The 23267-nt window shown below is 58.7% G+C and carries 22 protein-coding genes; 16 read left to right on the top strand and 6 right to left on the bottom strand.

The genetic code is table 11. From position 1 onward, the window contains the following. Positions 1-51 precede the first annotated feature (51 nt). Genes FFM81_RS21880 through FFM81_RS21855 form a run of 6 tightly spaced genes read left to right on the top strand, consistent with a single transcriptional unit; the run spans position 52 to position 4895 of the window. Positions 52-1107: an ion channel gene (locus FFM81_RS21880; RefSeq protein WP_025417949.1), complete on the top strand. Its 1056-nt coding sequence runs from the start codon at positions 52-54 to the stop codon at positions 1105-1107. After that, complete coding sequence (locus tag FFM81_RS21875; RefSeq protein ID WP_003572105.1) at positions 1104-1763, top strand: YjfK family protein; 660 nt, start codon at positions 1104-1106, stop codon at positions 1761-1763. Before FFM81_RS21880 ends, FFM81_RS21875 begins: the two co-directional genes overlap by 4 nt. A gap of 33 nt (positions 1764-1796) precedes the next feature. Further along, positions 1797-2198 (top strand): DUF350 domain-containing protein, encoded by a 402-nt coding sequence (locus tag FFM81_RS21870; RefSeq protein WP_003572104.1) that lies wholly within the window; start codon positions 1797-1799, stop codon positions 2196-2198. Between the two features lie 11 nt (positions 2199-2209). After that, a complete protein-coding gene (locus FFM81_RS21865) occupies positions 2210-2812 on the top strand; it encodes a DUF1190 domain-containing protein (RefSeq protein ID WP_003572103.1) in 603 nt (200 codons plus the stop codon). A gap of 1 nt (position 2813) precedes the next feature. After that, entirely contained in the window at positions 2814-3971 is a 1158-nt protein-coding gene (locus FFM81_RS21860) for a glutathionylspermidine synthase family protein (RefSeq protein ID WP_003572102.1), read from the top strand. 57 nt (positions 3972-4028) lie between these two features. Beyond that, on the top strand, positions 4029-4895 hold the full coding sequence (locus FFM81_RS21855; RefSeq protein ID WP_025417951.1) for an alpha/beta hydrolase: 867 nt from the start codon (positions 4029-4031) through the stop codon (positions 4893-4895). A 63-nt stretch (positions 4896-4958) separates the two neighbouring features. Here FFM81_RS21855 and FFM81_RS21850 read toward each other — a convergent pair whose 3' ends face one another. Beyond that, positions 4959-6068: a LacI family DNA-binding transcriptional regulator gene (locus tag FFM81_RS21850; protein WP_037092666.1), complete on the bottom strand. Its 1110-nt coding sequence runs from the start codon at positions 6066-6068 to the stop codon at positions 4959-4961. Between the two features lie 323 nt (positions 6069-6391). On the opposite strand from FFM81_RS21850, the gene FFM81_RS21845 reads away from it, so the two are divergent. The 5 genes from FFM81_RS21845 to FFM81_RS21825 all read left to right on the top strand — a co-directional run bounded on the left by FFM81_RS21845 (position 6392) and on the right by FFM81_RS21825 (position 12579). Further along, positions 6392-7354 carry a sugar-binding protein gene (locus FFM81_RS21845; RefSeq protein WP_138384596.1) on the top strand — a complete coding sequence of 321 codons (963 nt, stop codon included), beginning with the start codon at positions 6392-6394 and terminating at the stop codon, positions 7352-7354. 78 nt (positions 7355-7432) lie between these two features. After that, complete coding sequence (locus tag FFM81_RS21840) at positions 7433-8974, top strand: sugar ABC transporter ATP-binding protein (RefSeq protein WP_003572094.1); 1542 nt, start codon at positions 7433-7435, stop codon at positions 8972-8974. A gap of 40 nt (positions 8975-9014) precedes the next feature. Then, entirely contained in the window at positions 9015-10040 is a 1026-nt protein-coding gene (locus tag FFM81_RS21835; RefSeq protein WP_003572093.1) for an ABC transporter permease, read from the top strand. A 264-nt stretch (positions 10041-10304) separates the two neighbouring features. Further along, entirely contained in the window at positions 10305-11294 is a 990-nt protein-coding gene (locus FFM81_RS21830) for an AraC family transcriptional regulator (protein ID WP_025417954.1), read from the top strand. Positions 11295-11352: 58 nt separating this feature from the next. Then, a complete protein-coding gene (locus FFM81_RS21825) occupies positions 11353-12579 on the top strand; it encodes an MFS transporter (protein WP_025417955.1) in 1227 nt (408 codons plus the stop codon). A 115-nt stretch (positions 12580-12694) separates the two neighbouring features. On the opposite strand, the gene FFM81_RS21820 is transcribed toward FFM81_RS21825, so the two are convergent. The 3 genes from FFM81_RS21820 to FFM81_RS21810 form a co-directional block, all read right to left on the bottom strand. Next, on the bottom strand, positions 12695-13099 hold the full coding sequence (locus FFM81_RS21820; RefSeq protein WP_003572083.1) for a hypothetical protein: 405 nt from the start codon (positions 13097-13099) through the stop codon (positions 12695-12697). Positions 13100-13642: 543 nt separating this feature from the next. Further along, positions 13643-13900: a hypothetical protein gene (locus FFM81_RS21815; RefSeq protein WP_003572082.1), complete on the bottom strand. Its 258-nt coding sequence runs from the start codon at positions 13898-13900 to the stop codon at positions 13643-13645. 234 nt (positions 13901-14134) lie between these two features. Further along, positions 14135-15277, bottom strand: a complete 1143-nt coding sequence (locus FFM81_RS21810; RefSeq protein WP_025417956.1) for a helix-turn-helix transcriptional regulator — start codon at positions 15275-15277, stop codon at positions 14135-14137. Positions 15278-15882: 605 nt separating this feature from the next. Between FFM81_RS21810 and FFM81_RS21805 the strand changes: the two genes are divergently transcribed. From FFM81_RS21805 to FFM81_RS21785, 5 genes are all read left to right on the top strand, one after another. Then, positions 15883-16083, top strand: coding sequence for a hypothetical protein (locus FFM81_RS21805; RefSeq protein WP_003572080.1), 201 nt, complete (start codon positions 15883-15885; stop codon positions 16081-16083). A 407-nt stretch (positions 16084-16490) separates the two neighbouring features. Further along, positions 16491-17723 (top strand): HlyD family secretion protein, encoded by a 1233-nt coding sequence (locus FFM81_RS21800; RefSeq protein WP_003572079.1) that lies wholly within the window; start codon positions 16491-16493, stop codon positions 17721-17723. Continuing rightward, positions 17705-19699, top strand: coding sequence for a glycosyltransferase (locus tag FFM81_RS21795; protein WP_003572078.1), 1995 nt, complete (start codon positions 17705-17707; stop codon positions 19697-19699). The genes FFM81_RS21800 and FFM81_RS21795 overlap by 19 nt, the downstream gene beginning before the upstream one ends. A 734-nt stretch (positions 19700-20433) precedes the next feature. Continuing rightward, a complete protein-coding gene (locus FFM81_RS21790; RefSeq protein WP_003572077.1) occupies positions 20434-20688 on the top strand; it encodes a type II toxin-antitoxin system HicA family toxin in 255 nt (84 codons plus the stop codon). Continuing rightward, positions 20685-21041 carry a type II toxin-antitoxin system HicB family antitoxin gene (locus FFM81_RS21785; RefSeq protein WP_138384597.1) on the top strand — a complete coding sequence of 119 codons (357 nt, stop codon included), beginning with the start codon at positions 20685-20687 and terminating at the stop codon, positions 21039-21041. The genes FFM81_RS21790 and FFM81_RS21785 overlap by 4 nt, the downstream gene beginning before the upstream one ends. A gap of 203 nt (positions 21042-21244) precedes the next feature. Here the strand turns inward: FFM81_RS21785 and FFM81_RS21780 are convergent, their stop codons facing one another. After that, complete coding sequence (locus tag FFM81_RS21780) at positions 21245-22303, bottom strand: nucleotidyltransferase family protein (protein WP_246401378.1); 1059 nt, start codon at positions 22301-22303, stop codon at positions 21245-21247. A gap of 321 nt (positions 22304-22624) precedes the next feature. Next, the gene (locus tag FFM81_RS21775) at positions 22625-23221 is read right to left on the bottom strand and encodes a TetR/AcrR family transcriptional regulator (protein WP_003572073.1); all 597 of its coding nucleotides are present in this window, start codon (positions 23219-23221) and stop codon (positions 22625-22627) included. Between the last annotated feature and the right edge of the window lie 46 nt (positions 23222-23267).

The following is a 23267-nucleotide window of genomic DNA, read 5'->3' as shown; positions in this document are numbered from 1 at the left end:
CGCGCTAAATAAATTTCGCTAGGTTACGCACTGGGAACGGGGGCGAATCGCGTGCCATTTATCGCTTCATTACTGCGGCGCGTATATCTCTCGCTCAGCGAATTGGCCTGGTCCGCCCTTTTTATTCTTCTCGTGATCCATCTGGCCGCCTCATACCTGCTCTTTTTGCTGGCCGGCGAAGGCGATCTCGTCGGCAATCCGATCGATTTTCTTTACTACTATATGGTGACAGCAACGACCGTCGGCTATGGAGATCTTTCCCCAAAATCGGGACTTGGACGCATTATTGCCGTCCTCGTCGTTCTTCCCGGCGGCATCGCCATCTTCACCGCCGTTCTTGGCAAATTGTTGACAACGATCGGCACGATCTGGAGAAACCGCATGCGCGGATTGGGTGACTATAGGGAACGCACCGGCCATATCATCGTCTTGGGATGGCAGGATGGGCAGACGCATCAGACGCTGCGGCTGCTGCATGCAGAACGGCAGGCCGACGAACCGATGAGCGTTCTGGTTGCCAAGGATCTGGCGGAAAATCCCGCCAGCGATTACGCCGACTATATCAGAACCGAGCGGCTTTCCGATGCCGACGCTCTGATGCGGGCCGGGGTGGCCCAGGCGCGCGCAATCATCGCGCGCGGCGCAAATGACGACGAGACGCTGGCCGCCGTGCTGATTGCCGAAGACCATGCGCCCAATGCCCACATCGTCGCTTATTTCGCCGACGACCGCACAGCACAGATGGTCAAACAACTCAGGCCGCGCGTCGAGGCGGTGGGCTCGCTCGCCGAGGAGCTGTTGTCGCGTGCAGCCCGGGATCCGGGTTCTTCGGAGATCGCCGCACGGCTGCTGTCGGCCGCCTCTACCGACACGGCCTTTTCCCTGCCGGTCCCGACTTTGCAACGGCCGCTGCTCTATGGAGACGTGTTTTTGAGCCTCAAGCGTGAGCATAACGTGACGCTGGTGGGCTTGCTCAGCCAGGGCATCACCGACCTCAACTGCCGCGACGAGGTGCTGATGCGAGGCGGCGAAATCCTTTACTACATCAGCGGAATGCGGCTAGATCCCGCCGCCATCGCTTGGGCTCGAATGGGAGACGTATCATGATCGGCTGGTTTGGCAGAGACAAGAACGAAAAGCCCTTACCCAGGGAACTCGGCCCCTTGAGCGCCGCTGTCGGCGGCGCACTGGAAATCGATTTCCTCTCCCTCGAGGCCGAGGCCCTGAGTGGCGAGCCGGCCATGCCGCTGCCGCTGAGCGGCCCCTTCATCATTGCCGGCTACGGCGAGATTTCGCTCGATGCCGCGACGGTTCTGTCGCGTTACTACGATGAAGACCACCGGATGATCCAGGTGATGTCGACGTCGGGCCAGCCGGGGGATGCCGTCGACGACATCAGCTTTTATCAGCCCTGGGACAGCGTCGTGCCTGCCGGGCAAAGCGAATGGAGGCGCTGGACCGGGCCGGACGGCCTGATCGGCCAGCCATCTTACGATGCCGACGGTATCCTCTATAGCCGCTTCTGGGGCGAAGGCCCGGAGCGCGCCCAACTGGTGGAGTTTGTCGAAAAGGTCGACGATGGTGAAGAGCAGCGCTCCATTCACCAGACCTGCATGTTGTATTATCGCCCGCTCGGCTCAACGCGTGAAATGCTTCTGATCAATGTCGAGCGCGACCTCGATCTCGGGCAGAGCCAGGCGGGAAGCTCGGTGGAATTTCTGATCGGCTATGGGCTCACGCCAGCCGATGTTCGTCGCGTCTGACACCATATCAATTTTTGACGGAGGAGTTTTTCAATGCTCGATTATGTGGCGGGTCTGCCTGCCTTCCTTGGTTATTTCGCCGTCGGTCTGGGCGCCTTCACCGTTTTTTCGGTGATTTACACGTGGCTCACGCCGCAAGCGGAGGTCCAGCTCATTCGCGCCGGCAATCTTGCCGCCGTTACCGCATTCCTGGGCGCGCTTGTCGGTTTCAGCCTGCCTCTGGCTTCAGCCGCGGCCAATTCGGTCAGCATCATCGATTACATCATATGGGCGGTGATAGGCATCCTGGCGCAGATCCTCGCTTACTACATCGCGAATTTCACCATGACGGACCTGCATGAGAAGATCACTGCCGACAATATCGCCGCGGGCATATGGGGCGGCGGCATCGCACTCGTCATCGGTATTCTCAATGCCGCCTGCATGACCTATTGAGGGGGGCAACGATGCGCAGACGCAAGAGCGGGCACAGACGACCTTTCCTGGCCCTCGGCACGATCGCTGCCTCGACCCTGGCGCTATCCGGGTGCGGCGAGCAGACTCCTTCGGAGGTCATGTTCACCTCCGTCGACCAATGCGTGGCATCCGGCATGGACCGGCAGGTTTGCCAGGCCAGCTATCAGGACGCCATGCGGGCTCATCTCGCCACCGCGCCGCGTTTCAACGGCATGGCCGCCTGCGAGGCCGAATACGGCTCGGGCCATTGCACGGAGCAGCCGGCCAATACAGTCCCCAACAATACCGGCGGAAGCGGCAGCTTCTTCATGCCGTTCCTGGCGGGCTATATGCTGTCCTCGGCGCTGAACAACATCGGCGACTACAATGTTTATCGCCAGCGCCAGGTCGACAGTGGCTACTACTACGGTTCGACGCCGATTTATCGCAATCGTTCGGGGCAGACGGTGACAACGACAGTTCGCTCAGGCGGCACGGGCAACGACGCTCTGACTGCGCCCTCGCGCCAGAGTGTCAAGCCGGTCAACGTCAATACTCGCACGGTCGCCCGTCAAGGCTTCGGTGGCCGTTCGTCGTTCAGTTTCGGCGGTTGACATGAAACGCATCACCCTTCCGGCCCGTCCTGACTGGCGTGACAAGGCGCGCGCCGTCGGCTTCGGCTTTCACGTCATGTACGGCGAGCCCTACTGGCTCGACGATGCCGCCTATACATTCACGCTCGATGAGATCGAGACTGGGATCGAAGAGCCGAGCCAGGAATTGCACGACATGTGCATGGATATGGTCGGTGATATCGTCGAAAGCGAAGAGGCGCTCGACCGGCTGGCCATTCCGGAAGATCTGCGCGATGTCGTGCAGCGCTCCTGGCAGCGCCGCGACCGGCATCTCTACGGCCGGTTCGACCTTGCCTATGACGGCACCGGCCCCGCCAAATTGCTCGAATACAACGCCGATACCCCGACTTCAGTGTTCGAGACGGCCTATTTCCAGTTCAACTGGCTGACCGACCAGATGGCTTTGGGTGTCTTGCCCGATGATGCGGACCAGTACAATTCCTTGCAGGAAAGCCTGGTCGAGGCGTTCGAGCAATTTTCCAAAGGGCCGATCTTCCACTTCGCTGTGATGACCGACAACGAGGAGGATCGCGGCACGACGGTTTATCTGATGGACTGTGCCGTGCAGGCCGGCCATCGCGTCGAGCTTCTGGATATACGCGAGATCGGCATCGATCCGCAGGGCCGTTACACCGACCTCCAGGACCGGGTGATCGACCGCTGCTTCAAGCTATATCCTTGGGAATTCATGCTGCGCGAGCCGTTCGCCCGCGAGCTCGCACGCTCCGGCGATGTTTTCATCGAGCCCGCCTGGAAGGCCGTGCTTTCCAACAAGGGGCTTCTGCCTCTGCTCTGGAAGCGCAACCCCAATCACCCCAACCTGCTGCCCAGCTATTTTGCCGACGACCCGGCGGCCTCGGCCTTGACCGACTATGTGCGCAAGCCGCTGCTGTCGCGGGAAGGTGAGAACGTCACGATATTCCGGGATGGTCAGGAAGTAATGTCCGCTCCCGGCGATTACGGCGAGGAAGGCTTCGTCGTTCAGGCCTATGCCCCGCTTTTCGAAAGCGATGGCGGCTTCGCCGTTCTCGGCAGCTGGGTCGTCGGCGACCGTGCCTGCGGCCTTGCCGTTCGCGAAGACCGCTCGCGCATAACCGCCAACCTGTCGCGTTTTGTGCCGCACGTCATCATAGATTAAGGCGACACAACAGTTCTCCTTATGCCATCCTCTTACGCAAACATCAGAAACGCCCTCATGACCAATCCCGTCAGCGCCTATTCAATGCCCGGAACGTGTTTTTTCGACCTGGCTCCGGCTGCAGGCGGCGAGCCCTATCGCATATTCCTGTCCATTCCGGCGGAAAAACCGCCGGCGGGAGGATGGCCTCTTCTCGTGATGACCGACGGCAACGCCACATTTCCCTTCGCGGTTGCCAGCCTGGTGACACAGGCGCCTTATCCCACGGGTACGAATATCAGTTGGGGGGTGATCGCGGCGATCGGCTACCCAACCGACGAGCCCTACGATGCGCTCCGCCGGTCCTGGGACCTCGGTCCTCCGCCGGTCAAATCCTATCCACCCTTCGTTGAGGGCGGTCCTCCGGTTGTCATTGGAGGGACCGGTAAACTGGTGGACTTCATCGAGAACGAGTTGATAGCGCGGATTGCCGAGATGGCGAGCCTGGATCCGCTGCGCCGATCGCTTTTCGGGCATTCCTTCGGCGGCCTCTTTACGCTCTATGCTCTGTTCGAACGGCCGGGACTGTTTGCGAATTGGATTGCGGCAAGCCCAAGCATCTATTGGGAAAACAGCGAAATCCTCAACAATGAGGCGCAACGTCGACCGATGCCGGGACATGCGGCTTTCCTGCATTTGTCGGCCGGAGAATACGAAGGCGATGAGCTGGCGCCCTTTCAGTATCGGAACGACGATGCCGCGATACGCCTCGAGAAGAGGAAGACGGAGCGGACCATCCTCCTGGCGCAGGAGATGGCGGAGCGCCTAAACGGCACTGCAGACGGATTGCGTGCCGAATTCGAGCTTTATGCCGGTCAGACCCACATGTCGGTACTTGCGGCGGCCGTAAACCGTGCGGTCAGCATCGCCTTCGCCATCGGGTGATCGACCGACAGGTGAGGGCCTTCGCTGATCTATTTCTGGCCAGCGCCGCTGGCCTTTCGGCGCCTATGGCGTGGCATTTAAACCATCGAGCAACTGCCGCGCCTCGGCCCGCGGCGCGGCGACGGAATGACGCTTGACGAGCGAGCATTCGAGCTTGGCGATTGGATAACGCTTGCCCGGCATCGTGTCCGGGGTGAGATGTTCGATCGCCCATTGCCCCATGGCAAGATGTGGAAGGACCGACGTGGTTAGCGGGGGGACGAGATGCCGAGAAATTTCCTCGTCGTCATAACCCACCACCGACATGTCCTGGGGAATGCGAAGTCCTGCATCCTTGAGCGCTTCGTAGCAGCCGATGGCGGTACGGTCGTTCTGGCAGAAGATCGCGGTCGGCGGCTCTTTCAGGGCAAGCAGTTTCATCGTGGCGGCATAGCCGGCGCCGGCCGACCAGTCGCCTTCAATGACCAATTCCGGATCGAAGGGTATATCGGCGGTCGCCAGCGCGCGGCGATACCCCGTCAGCCGGTCCTGCGCGGCCTGCATCCAGATTTCACCGGTGATCGTCGCGATGCGATGGTGTCCGTGCGTGAGCAGATGCCGGGTCGAGCTCTGCCCTCCCGCGATCTCGCTTGGCACAACCGCCGGAAAAGCATGGTCCGCCGTATAACAATTCAGCAGCACAGTCGGGATGTTGAGCTTGCCGATATAGGAAGGAAGCTCGACCTGGCGGGTATAGATCGTCATATAGATCAGCGCCGATATGCCGCCGCTCGTCAGCGCCTTGATGGCTTTCGGCTCCATTACGGGGTCACTGAGCGTCTGGGCAACCAAAAGGACATTGCCGGCATTCCACGACGCTTGCCGCGCGCCTTCGATCGCAACGATCGCTTCTGGGCTGGTGGCGAGTTGATCGACCGCAAAACCGATCACATTGTCCAGCCCCGAATAAGAGGCCTTCGCCGTATAAGTCGTCCCGGTGTAGCCGAGCGCGCGCGCTGCCTCCCAGACGCGGTCGCGGGTCTGCTGCGAGATGCGGGTGCCGGGTGTGTCGTTGAGAACAAAGGAGACGGCTGCCTGCGAGCAGCCAGCCGCCGCGGCGATATCCATCATCGTCACGCGGGCAGGCTTGTCCACGGCGGGCCTGTGGCTTTTTTGGCTCTTGGGTCGTCGCATTCGCGGAAATTGTCTCGCCTTGGTTTACCGTTTTGGTAATTACTATTAGCATCTATCTGAAAGCGCTGGCAATTGCATCAACTGCTGTAACCCCGGAAGTTACTGGACCAATACGAATGCAAAATTGCACCCTGCTTCGTTCACGATCAAATGTTTTGATCTGAATTGATAATACTATTTACTAATTAAAATTCTTCTATACCGTCACGGAGCGATCGGAACCAATGCCACTCGTCGCCTTGCGACGGCCCTGGGAGGGGGCGCATCCGGCCGGCCGTAAGTCGAAAACGGGCCCATGCCTGCGGCCCCTCGGGAGGTGTATTATGAAACAGCTGAAACGCAATGCAGCCCTGTTCTTCGCCGGTTTGATGCTGAGCGCGGCGCCGGCTGCCGTATCGCAAGCCACCGACAAGCCGACACTTGCATTCGTCGTCAACGGCGCGTCCGACTTCTGGAAAGCCGCAGAGGCCGGCGTCAAGAAGGCGCAGAGCGAGATGCCGGATTACCAGATGGAGCTTAAATACCCTGAGCAGGCGGCTGTCGCCATACAGCAGCGTCTCATGGAAGATCTTGTCAGCGCCGGCGTCAAGGGGATCATGGTCTCCGCGGTCGATCCCAAGACCCAGACGGACGGCCTGAATAAGATCGGTTCGCAGACGGCACTCTTCACCACCGACAGCGACGCACCGAAGACCAACCGCGTCGCCTATATCGGCTCATCCAACGTCGACGCCGGCATGCAGGCCGCCGAGATCGCCAAGAAGGCGATGCCGGACGGCGGCAAGTGCATCGGCTTCGTCGGCCTGCTCGGCGCCGATAATGCCAAGGAACGCATCCAGGGCATGAAGGACGGCCTGAAGGGCACGAAGATCGAGCTGACGGACGTACGCGGCGACGATATCGACCAGACGCGTGCAAAGAAGAACGTCGAGGACGCGCTGGTGGCCAGCCCCGACGTCACCTGCATGGTCGGCTTCTATTCCTACAATACGCCGCGCATCTATGAGGCGCTGCGCGACGCCGGCAAACTCGGCCAGATCACCGTCGTCGGCTTCGACGACGATCCGATCACGCTCGGCGGCGTCAAGGAAGGCACGGTCGCGGCGACCGTCGTGCAGCAGCCGTTCGAGTGGGCCTATCAGGGCATGAAGCTGATGGCCGCCTACCTCAAAGGCGACAAATCAGGCGTTCCCAGCAACGGCTTGATCATCATCCCGACGGTGATCATCGGCAAGGATGACGTGGACAAATATGCCGCCAGCCTGAAGGCCATGGCTGGAAAGTAACCCTCCTTCGCGGCGGCGGCGCTTGCCGCTGCCGCGAGTACGTTTCATGCCGACCGCATCAGCAGCCATGGACAGGCGATGAACCATAGCTCCGACATTCCGTCACCGGACGCGCCTGCAACGCCGTTCCTGTCGCTTTCCGGGGTCGGCAAGACCTATCCGGGCGTCGTTGCGCTCGAGAGTCTATCGATCGACATCATGCCGGGGGAGGTCATCGGCCTTGTCGGTGAGAACGGCGCTGGAAAATCGACATTGATGAAGATTCTCGGCGGCGTGATCACCCCCGACCGGGGCACGATCCTGCTCGACGGTGCGGAGCTTCGTTCTCTGACTGTCGAATCGAGCATCTCATCCGGCATCGCCTTTGTGCACCAGGAACTCAATCTCTTCGACAATCTCGACGTTGCCGCCAATATCTTCCTCGGCCGCGAGCCGCTGAAGGCAGGACCTTTCAAGCTCGTCGATCGCGATCGGCTGCGAGACATGGTCAAACCGCTCCTGAAGCGGGTAGGGGCCCATTTCTCCGCCGACACGCCGGTAGCGTCGCTTTCCCTTGCCGAGCAGCAAATGGTGGAAATCGCCAAGGCGCTGTCCATCAACGCCAGGCTCGTCATTTTCGATGAACCGACTTCCAGCCTGCCGCTGGCCGAAACCGAGCGGCTCCTGAGCATTATCAAGTCGCTGAAAGCGGACGGCATCAGCGTCATTTTCATCTCGCATCGCCTTCACGAGGTCGAGCGCGTCGCAGACCGGGTCGTCGTGCTGCGCGACGGCACGCTGGTCGGCACGCTCGCCAGGAACGACATCGGCCACGACCAGATGGTCAAGCTGATGATCGGCCGGGTGCTTGCGGCCCGAACCGCAAAACCGCAGCGCTCGCCCGGCTCGGTTGCGCTGAAGGCAAGCGGCGTGCGCACCGAGGCCTATCCCGGCCGTCCCGTCGATCTGGAAATCCGCTATGGAGAAATCATGGGGCTTGCAGGCCTCGTCGGGTCGGGGCGCACCGAGCTTGCAAGGGTATTCTTCGGCATCGACCGAAGCTACGGCGGAGCCATCCTGCAGGATGGGCAGGAGATTTCCGTCCGTTCCGCCCGCGACGCCGTGGCTCGCGGCATTTTCCTGGTGCCCGAGGATCGCAAGCGCAACGGGATTCTTCTCGATTTCCCGATCGCCCAGAACATCACCCTTGCCGATCTTCCCAAGCTTTCCAGCCGTTTCATGCTTTCTGCCGAACGGGAGACGGCGGCGGCCGAAAAGCAGCGCCTTCGACTCGCGATCAAGGCGCCCTCGGTTTCGACGCGAACCGGTACTCTGTCCGGCGGCAACCAGCAGAAGGTGGTGCTTGCCAAATGGCTGTCGATGAGCCCGAGGGTGATGATCTTCGACGAGCCGACGCGCGGCATCGATATCGGCGCCAAGAACGAGATTTACGGGCTCATGCGAGCGCTTGCCGATGCCGGGGTGGCGATCCTGATGATCTCCAGCGACATGGAGGAGGTGATTGGCGTTTCCGACCGCATCGCCGTCATGCACGAGGGCCAGATCGCCGGCATATTGGAAGAGGACGAATTCAGCCAGGAAAGCGTGCTTTTGCTTGCGGTCGGCAAAAGGGTAAAATAGCGGCGCGGCCAATATAGAAATATCGGGGAATGGATCTCGAATGGTCAAAAAAGATCTCGGACTGCTGCTTTTGATCGTCGTCGTCGGCATCGTCGTCGCCATCATCAATCCGCGCTTCCTGCTGCCGATCAACCTGGCCAACACCGCAAACCTGATCGGCCTGTTCGGCATCCTGTCGATCGGCCAGGCCTTTGTCATCATCACCGGCGGTATCGAGCTTTCCGTCGGCTCGCTGGTCGCCCTTCTCGGCGTGCTGTTCGTCGATTTCATCGCGGTTCAGGATATGTCATGGATGCTGGCGCTGCCGCTCATTCTCGCGCTTGGCGCGGTCATCGGCGCCGTCCACGGCTGGCTGATCACCCGGCTCAACCTGCAGCCCTTCGTCGTTACCCTCTGCGGCCTCTTGATTTATCGTGGGGCAGCGCGCTTCTACACCGCCGACGGAACGGCGGGCTTTGCGTTCGGCCAGAATTTCCCGGACCTCGAATTCCTGACGGCCGGGCGGTTCTACGGCGTTCCGAACACCTTCATCGCGCTCGTCATCATTGCCGTGGTCATGTGGATCATGCTGCATCGCTCCGTCTTCGGGCGTTATCTCTATGCGATCGGGAAGAATGAGGAAGCGGCCCGCTATTCCGGTATCCGTACCGGCCGCATGGTCATGTCGGCCTATGTCATCTGCGGGCTGCTGACGGCGCTTTCGGCGATTTATTTCGCCATGTATACACGCTCGATCTCGCCGGCGAGCCATGGTCAGTTTTACGAACTCTATGCCATTGCCGCCGCCGTGCTCGGCGGCTTTTCGCTCCGCGGCGGCGAGGGCTCGATCGTCGGCGTCGTGCTCGGCACGGTCCTGCTCCAGGAACTGCAGAATCTGGTGAACCTGCTTGGTATCCCGTCATCGCTGAATTTCGCCGTCATGGGCGGCGTAATCTTGATCGGCGTCCTGATCGACCAGCAATGGCACGCCATCCGCGCAAAGCGCCGCCTCGTCTCCGCCGCCCGGCATACCGAGACCCGTCATTCGAACGAAGGCAGCTTGCCGGTGGCTGCCAATCAGGATTAGGTCATCCGCTGTAGATCGCGCTCGTCAAATCTCATCGGCATGAGACGCGGGCGAATGCGCAGTAGCGCAACGTAAAGATGAAAATTGTCAACGTTATGGAACCAAAGCGGACCGGCCCTTCACCGCTGCGGCGGCACCCGATTGATGCCGAGCCGATCGCGCATCATGCCGGAGATTGAAATCTGGGAGCAAACGATACGCCAAGCCGCCGCGTGGCGAGGCCACCTCCTTGAATGCCAGACGGTTGACACCTAAATTAGCGAAATGCTTGACCATTCGTCTCGACCGTCATCGCCGTCAAACATCCCAATGGATGCCCTAAGCGAAGTCCTGCAAGACTTTCGCTTGAGTGGCGTCAATTACGGGCGCTGCGAACTCAGACATCCCTGGAGCATCGCGTTTCCGCAACAACAACTGCTTCGCTTTCACTTCGTTAGCCGGGGTCCATGCTGGATTCATACCGATACCCAAGGATGGCAGGAGTTAAATGATGGCGATCTGGTGCTGCTGCCTCGAGGCATTGCGCATCGACTGGCCAGCGCGCCAGATGTTGAGGGCGACTCGCTTGAAAGCTGTCAGATAACAAGGTTGGGAAGCAATGTCTGCGAAGTGGTGCGGGAAGGAACGGGGGCGATCAGCACCCTCTTCTGCGGCTCCATGGCCTTGGGTGCCTATGCGCTCAACCCCTTGATCGCTCTGATGCCACCAATCATCAAGGGCTGCGATGTGGCCGGCAATGACCCGATTGTTGGCCCGCTGCTGGCGGCTATGTCGGCCGAGGCGACACAGCCACAAATGGGGAGCGCGACCGTCCTATCACGCATGGCGGATTTGCTCGCAGCGCGGCTTATCCGCTGCTGGGTTAATTGCAGCGGAGCCTCGACCACCGGCTGGCTCGCCGCCATCCGCGATCCCCACATCGGTCGCGTCTTGGCGGCCATGCACCGGGATCCCGGCCATAATTGGACCCTCGAAAGCCTCGCCGGTGTGGCGGGCCAGTCTCGCTCGATCTTCGCCGAACGCTTCAGCACCATTCTGGGAGAAGGCGCGGCACATTACCTCGCCCGTCTGCGTATGCAGCTTGCCCGCGAGTTGTTGGGACAAAGCGGCATGTCGGTTGCCGAAGTGGCTTCCCGGTTAGGCTATGAGTCTGAGGCATCCTTCGCGCGTGCCTTCAAGCGCGTTACCAGCGTTTCGCCAGGGATTGTGCGCCGCACAAGTTCCGGACGAACGGACATGAATTTCGGACAATAAGACACATATCGTCCCGATAACTTCGTTTATGAAATCTCCGAACGTAGGAGATATTTTGATGACGGACACAACATCACAGCTCGACGATACAACAATTGAGCTCGGCAGCGCCGAGCAATCCGCATGGTCGGCAGCGACCTGGTTTGCCGTCCTTTCGATGGCGGCCACGAGCTTTGCACTGGTATCGGCTGAGTTCCTGCCGGCGGGCCTGTTGACGCCAATGGCGCGCGATCTCGGGATTTCTGAGGGAACAGCGGGACAGGTCGTCACCGCTACCGCAACGGTCGGCGCCGTCACGGCGCTATTAAGCAATGTTCTGATCGGCAAATTAAACCGAAAGGCGGTGTTGGTCGGTCTCACTGCGTTGGCGATCGGCTCCAATATTCTTGCGGCGTTGGCGGCAGATTTTTGGCTATTGTTGTTGGGCCGGGCCGGATTGGGCATTGCGCTTAGCGGTTTCTGGGCGCTTTCAGTTGCCGTCGTGGCGAGGCTGGTCGGCGCGAATGCGACAGGTCGGGGCATGGCTATCGTTACCCTCGGCGTCTCGCTCGCCACGATAGCTGCACCATCAATGGGCGCTTTGATCAGCGACTGGTTGGGCTGGCGCAGCGCGATGGCGATGACCGCCGGGCTTGCCGCGATCGCCATGCTGCTGCAGGTGCTCAGCTTGCCAACACTGCCTGCAAGTACAAGCAACAGTCTCGCCGACGTTTTTCGGCTGACAAGGCGGCGCGGCATTCAATTGGGAATGCTTGCCATCCTCTTGTTGATGACGGGGCATTTCGCCGGCTCGGTTTATGTGCGTCCCTTCCTCGAACAGGTGACGGCCCTTGACACCAGATCGATCGCCCTGGCGCTGCTTGGCTTTGGCATCGCCTCTGTGATCGGCAATGTTGCCGGCGGTCGAATGGCCGACGCCAGTATCGGCGTGGCGCTCGCGGTTACCGCCGCGCTGATGACGTTCGCGGCGGCCGTTCTGGTGATTGGAGGCGCTCATAGTGGCATTGCGTTCGCGCTCGTTGCACTTTGGGGCTTCGCCTTCGGCATGGCGCCGGTGGTTCTGCCGACCAATCTTTCACGCGGTGCGCCCGACGCTCTGGAGGCGGCAGGCAGCCTGATGGTCGTCTCTTTTCAGGTGGCCATCAGTATCGGGGCGGTTTTCGGCGGCTATGTCGTCGACCACTACGGTGCCGTTGGGCCATTGACCCTCACCGCTGTCCTGGCTGCATCGACGGTAGCCTTGGCGCTGCTGCAGCCTCGCAAGCTGGTCGTTGATTCAGCTTGAGCAATCATGCGCAGTTAGACTGACGTAGCGGTTCTGTACCTATGAGGGCAACACTGTCCCGCGGTGATAAGTAAAGATCACCGCGCCTCATCGCCCCTCCCCCATCCCGATTGGATCACCTCGCCCGGGAGACGCCAGCCGGATTCGAAGCCTCGCTGCCCGAGAAGATGATGACGGCGAACATCAGCACGCCGGCGAAGGCGATGAGCGAGGAAATGGCGACAATCGGTTCCATCACCGTGTTTCCGGAAAGCAGCAGATAAAGCGATGGGATCAGCACCGCGACGCCGAAGGTGTAGACGACGTATTGGATCATCGCCAGGCGCTTCTCGGCCTTGTGTGGATTGAGCGCGTGGTAAACGCCGAAGAGCGCCATGGTGACCCAGCCGAGCAGGTTGGCGTGGGCATGGGCCCCGGTCGGTGCGTGATTACCTGAAATCGACATGTGAAGGCCGATCGTGATGCCGGCGATCAGAAAAATGATGGCGGTCTTGAAGTAAAGATTTGCGATGCGTGGCATTGGTTTCCCCCTCTGTAGCCGGCGAAACCTAGCATGTTTTCAAGCTTCTGAGAACGAGCGCATCAGAAGATCTTTGGAGCGCCAGCCCAGTTACCGATATTACAATAGAAATATTGTCGGGAAGTAAGGCGACACTAGACAATATTGCCGGCGGGCGAAGCGCACTTTTCAGTGGAGTTCGTTGCGGCGCCGGGAATTGACTTTGCCATGTCCGATCAGAGCCGCGCATGGGTTTCGAAGGCTATGTCGACCTCGTGCGCAAGCTGGCACGACGTTTTCGCTCTTCTATGCACCCGTCTACGAAAACATGAAGGCTCGCGGCGATGGCGCTCTGGCCTCTGCCGACGTGGTTCATCCGAACGATGCCGGACATCGTGCGATCTTCGACGCCTTTACAAATACGGATCGGTCATAGCGCTTCAGGCTCAAGACCAGTGCTGCACTCGCCGCGCAGTCCTTCAAAGGCGGCCGCTCGCCGCTTGGTGGACCCCGCAATGCGTTCATTCTCCAGACGGCGCGCAATCCGTCAGATTGATCAGGCCTCTAAAGTGCATTCCTGATCGGAAACATGTCTTCGCCGTAATGGTGAAGCCTCGTGTGGTGCCGTCGGCATAACCACCGTACCCTTAAAGGCTCGTCATATTGATCATGATGGGCATCGACTGCTTCGACCCCGCAGACTTCACAGCTTTGCTTTTCCAGCTCGCCGGCGTTGACTGCTCGCTGCACGGCTAGGTGAGCATCATATTTGCCTGGATTGGCACGACGCCAATTCGCTTGGCGGGTATCGGTTTTCAGCATCGCTGCATCCTGCCTCATGTCAGTCTGGGCTCTCGTCGGAGACGATACCTGTATCACAACGTCGCGCCTGGCTTCCGGGGCGAACATCCCGACAACTGCGAATCTACCTTGGCTGGTGTGAGATTGCCACCTCCCCTATATCGCCGTGTCATCAATGGCTCCGCGCCGCACTGTGGATCACCCGTCAACCGCATGGGATACCAGACTGAGTTGAGGAAAGCTTAGCCCACCGCATCAACGTGCGACCGTTAGCCAATCGCCGATCGTTGTCCCAAAATGCCGCATGGAAGGTGTTGCGGGGATGGCGGGGCACTCGGTTGCTATGGTCTTTCTGACTTCACGCGGGCTGAGCCCGAATTCATGGCTGAATGCGCGCGTGAAATTGGCAGCGACGTCGAAGCCGGCGGCCTCGGCAATCGCCGAGATCGGCCGGTTGTCGGTCGGGTTGGTAAGATCCGCATATGCCTGCAGCAATCGACGTTTGCGAATGTAGTTGAAGACGCCCCCGCTCGTTTCGAACAATTGGTAGAGCCGCGTCCGCGAGATGCCCAGCGCACGGCACATGACGTCAGGCGTCAGGTTATCTGAATGAAGATTGAGATGAATATAGCGATGCGCCCGCTCCATCAGCCCCATATTGGTCTGTTCCTGGCCGCGATCCAAACTTGCGGAGGATGCAGCGCATGCAACGACCATATCGCCGATCGTGCGTATGATCCGCGGCACCTCCTCCACCGTCAAATTGCCGAGGTTCGCTTCCAGTCCGTCGAGATAGCTGACGAGCAATTCGGCGAGGCTACCGGAGAGGGCGATGTTGTGGGCGTTCTGCAGAAGACCCGCATCACGGGTCAACAGTTCATAGGGCAAGAAGACGAGCACCGCGGCTGAGTCGGTCATCCGCCCACGATACGGATAACCGAGAGACCTGAAAAATATCTCACCCGCGCCGGTCTCCGTTACATGGCGGTTGGCCTCCGTCCAGGCCCGGCCGCTGCGAAGTACGCCGACGTTCCAGTGATCGATTGGGCTCGATCGCAGCATGGCCTGATCGCGAATATAGCTGCATGCCTGCGCGCGCTGCTGGACGATGAGGATATCGCCGAGATGCCAGCCGGTCTGTTCCGCGAGAAAACCGTCGTCCTCTGCCTGTCCGTCCGGCAGATGAACATCCACAAGCGGCGCCATATGAGATCGCCAGGACTGGAATTGCTCTTTCGGCGGCAGGTCTCGCGTCGAAAATCGCACGGGCACCAATGCCGGCGGAACGTCCAGCCGATGTTCTTTTTGCGCGGACGGTTCGCGCGGCCAGCGCCGCCGCTCCAGATGGGCCGGCCATTCCTGTCCAGCAGCGGGGTCATCTCCAGGTTCCGTAACCATCCAGTTCCCCCCGCGCATAAGTCGATCCGGGCTGTTGAAAACAGCGAAAATCGTTTTCGCGGCTATATGTCCGCGCAGCCGATAACGCCGAATCGACTGAAGTCTAACGTGCATAAGCTACTTATCATATTCCTATACGAGCAGAAATGGACGGACCGATAATTTTCGGGATGCGGCGATAACGACATTGGCGTCCCGTTCCTGTATCTAAATGAGCACGGGTTAACTCCGAAGGACGTACGGAAAGCCCAAATATTCACTTGCCAGTGCAATGCAGTTTCAAAGCACTCTCAACGTGAAGCGACAAATAATCACAACAAAATATGCAAGCAGAGGAGGATAGGTCGTGAACTATCGGGGCAATATTCGTGCGCGCTTTGCGCGAGTGTCCGCTTACGACAGGAATTCGGCGGGTTTTCTCTGCTCACCTTCGTGCGAGGCGCTCCTGAGGCCGGACATCGGCAAATAAGGACGCGAAGGGGTTGCGCGCAGGCCGAGGCCGTCTGTGTCGATGCGTAAAAGGCCGAGGCTTGCACGCAACCCTTACCATATCCAACCATTGGCGAATTGACGCTGCCAATTTCTATGGCAGAACGGAGGCTAAGATGACCACCACATGTGATGAGAAACATACCGAATTGAAGCCGATTTCGATCTGCAGACGAGAGGTCGAAGTCGCCATGGTGGAAATGCTCGTCAGTTTGCAGAAACGTGGATGGACGGCTGCGGAATTGGCATTGGAGCTCGCAGATGCCTCCGAAGATCTCGTCATGCTGATCGCGACCAAAAGGCTTCGACCGCATTAGAGCAGTTCCAGGAAAAGTGCGAAGCGGTTTTCCGTCCGGGATTGCGAAAAAACAAAAGGTAGAGCGGTTCGGCGCTTCCGTGAAAAGCTGCACCGCTCTAGAAAAAAATCGCGTGGAATTGTGGCAGCACTGTCGGGCGCGGCGCAGTGATTTCCCACCCGATCATTACCCATCACGTCAGTCGCCGCGCCGGAGATGGCTTGACCATATCCCTGCGCCGCATCGATACGATGCCACGCCTCCCGTCGGCGGCGGTTCCTCCACTTCCGAACTCTTTCTGCCTCAGCTTTACGACCATCACTTGTCTACTAATTTTCGATGCGCTAATTTACAAGAATGAGTTGCATCCGTTTGTGCCGGCTCGATTGGGACGGATGGCTGCAGCAGCGATATCTTCGGATGCCAACATGATCTGGAACCATCGCATTACGCGCATCGTTGTCGGCTTGCTGCTGCTGGCACTCGTGACTGTTGTCTCATTGCCGACGATCACCGGCTTTACCAGCCTTGATGGCACGGTCAACGCGCGGTTTGCTGTCGTTAATGCGCCGATCGACGGCACGATTGCGGAAGACCCCCTCAAGGTCGGCAGCCCGGTCAAAGCGGGACAATCGCTGGCTGAAATCAGAAATACGCGCATCAATCACGCAATCCTCGCGTCGCTCGAGGCAGATCGCAATACGGCGCTCGACCGCGTTGCGGCGCTAAAAAAGGAGCGGGAGGAGCTCTCGACGCTTCGCGAGGAATTGTCTGCCAGATTGGAAGTCTACAGGCAGACCACCATTGCCAATCTTGAGAGCGAAGTCGAAATCCTGCGGAAAAAAGTCGAAGTGTCGCAAGCGCAGGATCTGGTCGCGCAGGTCGACCTGAGCCGCCGGATGCAGCTCGAGTCAAAAGGCATTCTGACGCAGAAGCTGGTTGAGGCCGCGCGTGCTGCCGGCGCTGCGACCGGCGGCGAGGTCGAAATCAGCAATCTGACTGTCGATCAATTGCAACAAAGGCTCAATGCGGTCCGCCAGGGTATCTTTGTTTTCGGCGACGGACAGAATGACGTGCCCTATTCGCGACAGCGTGAAGACGAGGTGGTCGTTCGCATCAATGACTTGAACTCGCGCATAGCGGAAAACGAGACACGAGCGACCGAAGTTCAAAAGCAGCTGGTCAAAGAGGCGGGCCGCGTCAGCAGCCTTGAATCCGCAACTGCAACAGCGCCGTTCGACGGCGTTGTTTGGACCAGGAGTATCGTCAACGGTTCCAACGTCGTGCTGAACGACGAGTTGATGCGCCTTCTCGACTGTCGAGAGCTGTACGTGGATATCCTTGTCCCTGAGGTCAACTATGACGAGATCTATCCAGGGCTCGTCGCGCAGGTGCGATTGTTCGGCCGCAGCGATGTCTTCCCAGGGACGGTCGTGTCCGTCAGAGGCAGTTCGGCTTCGGTTGACGCCGATTCCTTTGCCGCCAGTTTGCCGCCATCGACACAACGCAATGCCCGCATTCGGGTTCGCCTCGATCCATCCTTCATGAACGACGACTTTGCGAACTCCTGCCAGGTCGGACGCACAGTGCAGGTACGGTTTTCCAAACACGGCATCAACGTATCCAACTGGGTCAAAAGCCTGTGGTTCAGTATCTTGTAGCGCTGGCTCCGACCTTTGCAGTTTTGGCCTTCTTCTTCCTGGGGCCGTTCAATTGGTCGCGCCATCACACCTGGACACGGGCGGTGACCTGCGCGTTTGTCGCAGCAATCGCATTGCGATACATGTTCTGGCGTTTGACGGAGACAGTGCTTCCCTATCCCGACGGCGGTGCGAGTTTCTACTGGGTCTGGATCCTCTTCATCGTCGAGATTCTGGCGTGCGTCGAAGTCATCCTTTTTCTGGTATTGATGAGCCGCTACGTCGATCGCAGCGCAGAGGCGGACAGGCTGGCGCGGGTTTTCTTTGCGCGGGAGCAGCGTGAGCTGCCGACTGTCGATGTTTTCATTCCTACCTATAATGAGCCGCTCGACGTACTCGAGCGAACCATCATCGGCGCCCGCTCGCTGGATTATCCTGCCGACAAGTTGAATGTGTATGTGCTTGACGATCAACGCCGAGATTGGCTGAAGGCCTATTGCGAGGAAAAGAAGGTCATCCACGTCACGCGCGGCGACAACAGCCACGCCAAAGCAGGCAATATGAACAATGGGCTGAAGGTCAGCTCGGGCGATTTTATTGCGATTTTCGACGCCGATTTTGTCCCCTATCGACATTTCCTTCGCCGGACGCTGCCCTTCTTTTGCGATGACAGCATCGGCATCGTCCAGACACCTCAACATTTCTTCAATGTCGATCCGGTGCAATCAAACCTTGGCCTGGAGAATATCTGGCCGGACGAGCAGCGCTTGTTCTTCGACGAGATCGCGCCCAGCCGAGATGCCTGGGACGTCAGTTTCTGCTGCGGTTCATGCTCGATTGCCCGCCGCAAGGCCGTCGACGCAATAGGCGGGTTTCCGACGGAGTCGATCACGGAAGACCTGCTGACAACGCTTTCGATGCTCAACAAAGGCTACAAGACGCGCTATCTGAACGAGCGGCTATCGATGGGGCTGGCCGCCGAAAACCTGACCGGGTATTTTGTGCAGCGTGAACGGTGGTGTCAGGGAGGTATTCAAACCCTTTACCTCTATAACGGGCCGCTGCGCGGCCCGGGATTGACGCTCTTTCAACGGATCATGTTCCTGCCGGCATCATGGCTGGTGCAGTATCTGGTTCGCTTCACGATATTGCTCGTCCCCATCGTCTATCTTTGGTTCGGCCTGCTCCCGCTCTATTTCACTGATATAGCCGATTATGTCTCGCATCAGGTGCCGTTGCTGGCGGCGTATTTTCTGCTCATGCTGTGGATCACGCCGACCCGTTATTTGCCTGTGGTTTCCAGCGCCGTCGGGACCTTTGCGACATTCCGCATGTTTCCGACCGTGGTCTCGAGCCTGGTGAGGCCGTTTGGTAAGCCGTTCAGGGTGACGCCAAAGGGCAGCGGCAATGAGTCGAACCAGTTCGACCGCTACAGCTTTACCTGGATCGCAAGCATAGTCACGGTCACCGTCCTTGGTCTGCTGCTCAACGTCGTACCGGAAACGTCGCATGTACAGGGCCAGTTTTCGCCGGTCGCAGCCTGGTGGTCCGGTATCAATATCGTCGTCCTGCTCATCGCGTCGCTCATCTGCTTCGAGAAACCCCGGCGCCTGTTTCATGCGTTCAAGCTCGATGAGCCTGCTGTCGTCGACGATGTCTCCGGCCAAATCGTCAGCCTGGCACTGGACAAGGCCGTCGTTGCAGTCCCCACCATGGCCCGATTTCAATCCAAATCGGTCATGCTGAAACTCCACGGCTTCGCTCCGTTCAAGGCGGAGCTCGGGCAGGTCACTCAGCGAGGAAGGAGCGTAAGTCGCAGCGGCGACAAGCAAGCTTATTACCTGCATCTGTATTTCGAACTCAGCGGCGCTGCTCGCGACAGCATGATTGTCAAACTCTACACCGGTCAATATTCGAGGGATATTCGCGACATCGACAAGGTTGCCGTCTCTCTCAATCTTTTGTTGCGGTCATTCGGGCGAACGCGAACCTTGTAGTGCGATGCGCAAATCGCAGCAATAGGTTTCCCGGTATTACATACGGCGTCGCTTTCGCTTCTAGGGGAGGCAGAGAGCTTCGCCCATGACGAAGGCGATCAAACGACGATAGAGGATCCGGATCTGCTTGCAGGCGTGATCGTCGCCCCCCCGGTTAGCGATGGAAATGGCAAACCTGATCTGCTTCAAGACCGCAACGCTGACCGCTCTCGGATTTCAGAGAAATGACGTATAGGGGGAAGAGACGGCGTCCCAGAAGATCGAACATCTCGGCTTGATGTTTGGTTCGTTGGGACAATCACCGACTAGCGCGGTAAACGGCTTTGGCGTCCCTCCCGGTCAATTGACCTTTGGCCTCCTGGTCTTCCCCGATATTTGGGACTGGTATCTGCAATGGTGCGAACAGCGCCGTGAGGCGGCGGCACGAATGCCCGCAGGGACTCGCCCGCCACAGAGGATTCGACAAAGCGGCCATACCGCTGATTAGGCTCGGAATCAGACATGGCGTGAGTGTGATTTTCAACTATTTAAGCAAGGCGCTGTTTTCTTTAATAAGGAAGAAGCTAAGTAAGCCCCCTTAAATAAGCGTCTCTCAATTCCACGCCTTGAAGGGATATGAACTGCCGACCCGTGATTATTGCCCCACTACGCCCCCCGTTCGACCTTTGGGATGAGTTCAAAAGGCTGTTGAGTTTATGCTTGCATAATCAGCAAGCGTCTCTATATTTGCTAGCATGAACAGCAAGCAGAGAAAGACTCTCGCGGCGGTCTTCAAGGACCCGGTCTCGGGAACCATTGAATGGGCCGCTATAGAGAATCTGCTTGTGGCTGCCGGAGCCGACCTCATTGAGGGGAACGGCTCCCGCGTTAAGTTTGAAAAAGACGGGATCATTGCGAGCTTCCACAGACCACATCCGGACAAGGAAGCAAAGCGTTATCAGGTGCGCGATGCTCGCGAGTTCCTGATGCAGATTGGAGTAACGCCATGAACATCATGACCTACAACGGATATCACGCTCGCATCGAATTCGACGCTGAGGACGATGTGTTTTTCGGCAGGATTGCAGGTATCTCGGATATAATCGGCTTTCACGGTGACAGTGTCGCTGAACTCAAGAAAGCCTTCCATGAGGCAGTCGATGACTACCTGGAGACCTGTAGGAAAATCGGCAAAGAGCCTCAGCGACCCTATTCTGGGAAGATGATGTTTCGTGTCGCTCCCGAAGTCCATCGCCGAGCAGCTCTTGCTGCTGAGCTTTCGGGAAAGAGTCTAAACCAGTGGGCAGAAGAGGTGCTGGAAGAGGCCGCCGACCATTATGCCGAGGCGCGCCTGCCGGCGTAGTTCCCTTCACCGTACCGCCCATCGGCGTGTCCGATGAATTGGTGTTCCCTTCGATCCATTATGCGATCTTCGCCGCCCAAAGAGTGAAATCATAGCAACAAGGCTTGCAGGCCTCGTGGGAAGCACAGTTCTGTCCGGCCCAGCGCAACCTGCATGCGAAGAAGCGTTGTCATGGGGCCTGCCTTTTCAAGCGGGCCTAACTTTTATCTCTTGAGAATGCCAACCATTCGATTGATAGCGCCCCAATATTCCTGGTGCATGGTTTCGGCTGCTTCCGAGATCGCCAGCTTCCACGCAGGCCCGCGATCCCATGCCTCTTCCAGGGCGTCAACTAGTGAAGGCCCATGGCCCGTGACCGGCAGGGCGTCGAATAGCATTCCTGCCTGTCTGAGGTCTTTATCCCGTTTGGCCCGGCCGCCGGCGTCATTCTGGCGGCGACCGGCAATAATAAGCTTGTGCACCGCGTACCTGCAAGGATCAGGGATGACAACTGAGATACCGGCACCATGTAGCAAGATCGAACGAACGGGATCGCGGATCAAGAAATCCATGAATCTTAGAGGTTCGGCTGACGCACCACCGAGAGCGGGCATGTTGGCGGGTTTGTCCGAATATTCTTCGGCTCCCCTGTTTGTCGTCATGAACTCGACCCTGTAACCGATTTGATTCCGGAAGGCATGAGGTCGAGAGCTGCCGCTGATATGCGGCACGGCGCGGAACGTTGGATCAAGCCCTTTTAGGAGATCGAGGATCGGCGGCAGCGAATCCGCCACCTCGGCGGAGATCGCGAAATCCTGGGCTATGTCTGCATCACCTGTTAGGATCGCTGCCGAGGGCAGACGGATGCCAAGGTATGCCGAGTAGCATTGAAAAGCGACGGTGCCGATGAGAACACCGCGCAACCGGAAGAGACCGGCTTTGGCAAGCGCCTGTACGATATCGCCGGTAAAGCGATCAGCGGCAATCAAACCGGCTTCGCGCGTTAGCGTGGAAACGAACTTGCGACGAGCCTTATAATCTAACTTCTGACCCTTGAAGGTTTCGACCCGTTCCGAAATCAAGGGATCGTCGGCAGGTCCGACATACCGGCGCTTCTGCCCACCCTCACCGTCGGGTTGGTCGAAATACCAATAACGCCGACCATCGACTGCCACCGGCACGAATCTACCCGATGGGGGGAAATCTTCCGCCCAATCATCATCAAATGCCCGTTGCTGGAGTTCCGCGACCATGGTGCGGAACATGAGATCAATCTGCTTAATCACAGTGGCCTCTATATCGTTTTCACAAACCTAGTATAGTCCCAACCCGCATGCAAGCTCGGCGACTTATCCAGTGGACATTGCCCGCCTCCTCTCCTCCAGGCAGTCATCGCCACCTCACTCTGAATATACTAGGTGAACAAATCTAGTATAGCGCCTTTGTCGAGATGCTCGCCTTGAAGGGATCCGAACCGGCGACCTTGCGAAAGCCCGGTGCTCGCAAAAGGCTGAGCCGCAAGTCGACGAATGACGAGAACTCTCGATCTCGATGGGTGTTCCTATCGATCCATTTCCCAAGTCTGAGAAATCTGCCTCTAGGCATTAGCTACGGCCGGCGGCGATCAGCGCGTGCGCCGCATCGCGAAGCAAACCGGTCGCCTCGCCGGGTTCGAAGACCTGCATGCTGACAAAAGCGCCGTTGATCAGCACCGCGAGTTGCCCGGCAAGCCGGTCGGGTGCCGTAACCGCCAGTCTCCCGGCAATCGTCTTCAGGCGCCGCCGCATTTCACGCATGTGGGTTTCGGCAACTTTGCGGGCGGGGTGACCGGCTTCCGGAAACTCGGCCGCCGTGTTGATCTGCGGGCAGCCCCGGTAATTATCCCGCCCGACTCGTTCGCCGATCCACTCGAAATGGGCGTCGAGTTCAGCTCCGGCGTCATCAGCGTGTTGTTCGGCTACCTGGTCCCAGGTGTTCCAGAAGTCCAGATCCTCGCGCTTCAGGAAGGCCGCGATCAAATCGTCCTTTGTGCCGAAGTGGCGGTAAAGGCTGGTTTTGGCGACACCGGATTTTTCAACCACCAGATCGACGCCGACGGCACGCACGCCGCGCCGGTAGAAGAGTTCCGATGCCGTCTCGAGAATTCTGTCCCGGACATCGTTCACGGCCGGCGCAGGTGCGTTCACTGTGCTTTTTGTCATTTGTGTATCTCCAATTCAGTCACCCTAGCAGAAAGTCGGTTGACAC

The sequence above is a fragment of the Rhizobium hidalgonense genome (assembly GCF_005862185.2).
Lineage (GTDB): Bacteria > Pseudomonadota > Alphaproteobacteria > Rhizobiales > Rhizobiaceae > Rhizobium > Rhizobium hidalgonense.
This window is presented reverse-complemented; position numbering and strand designations above follow the sequence as displayed.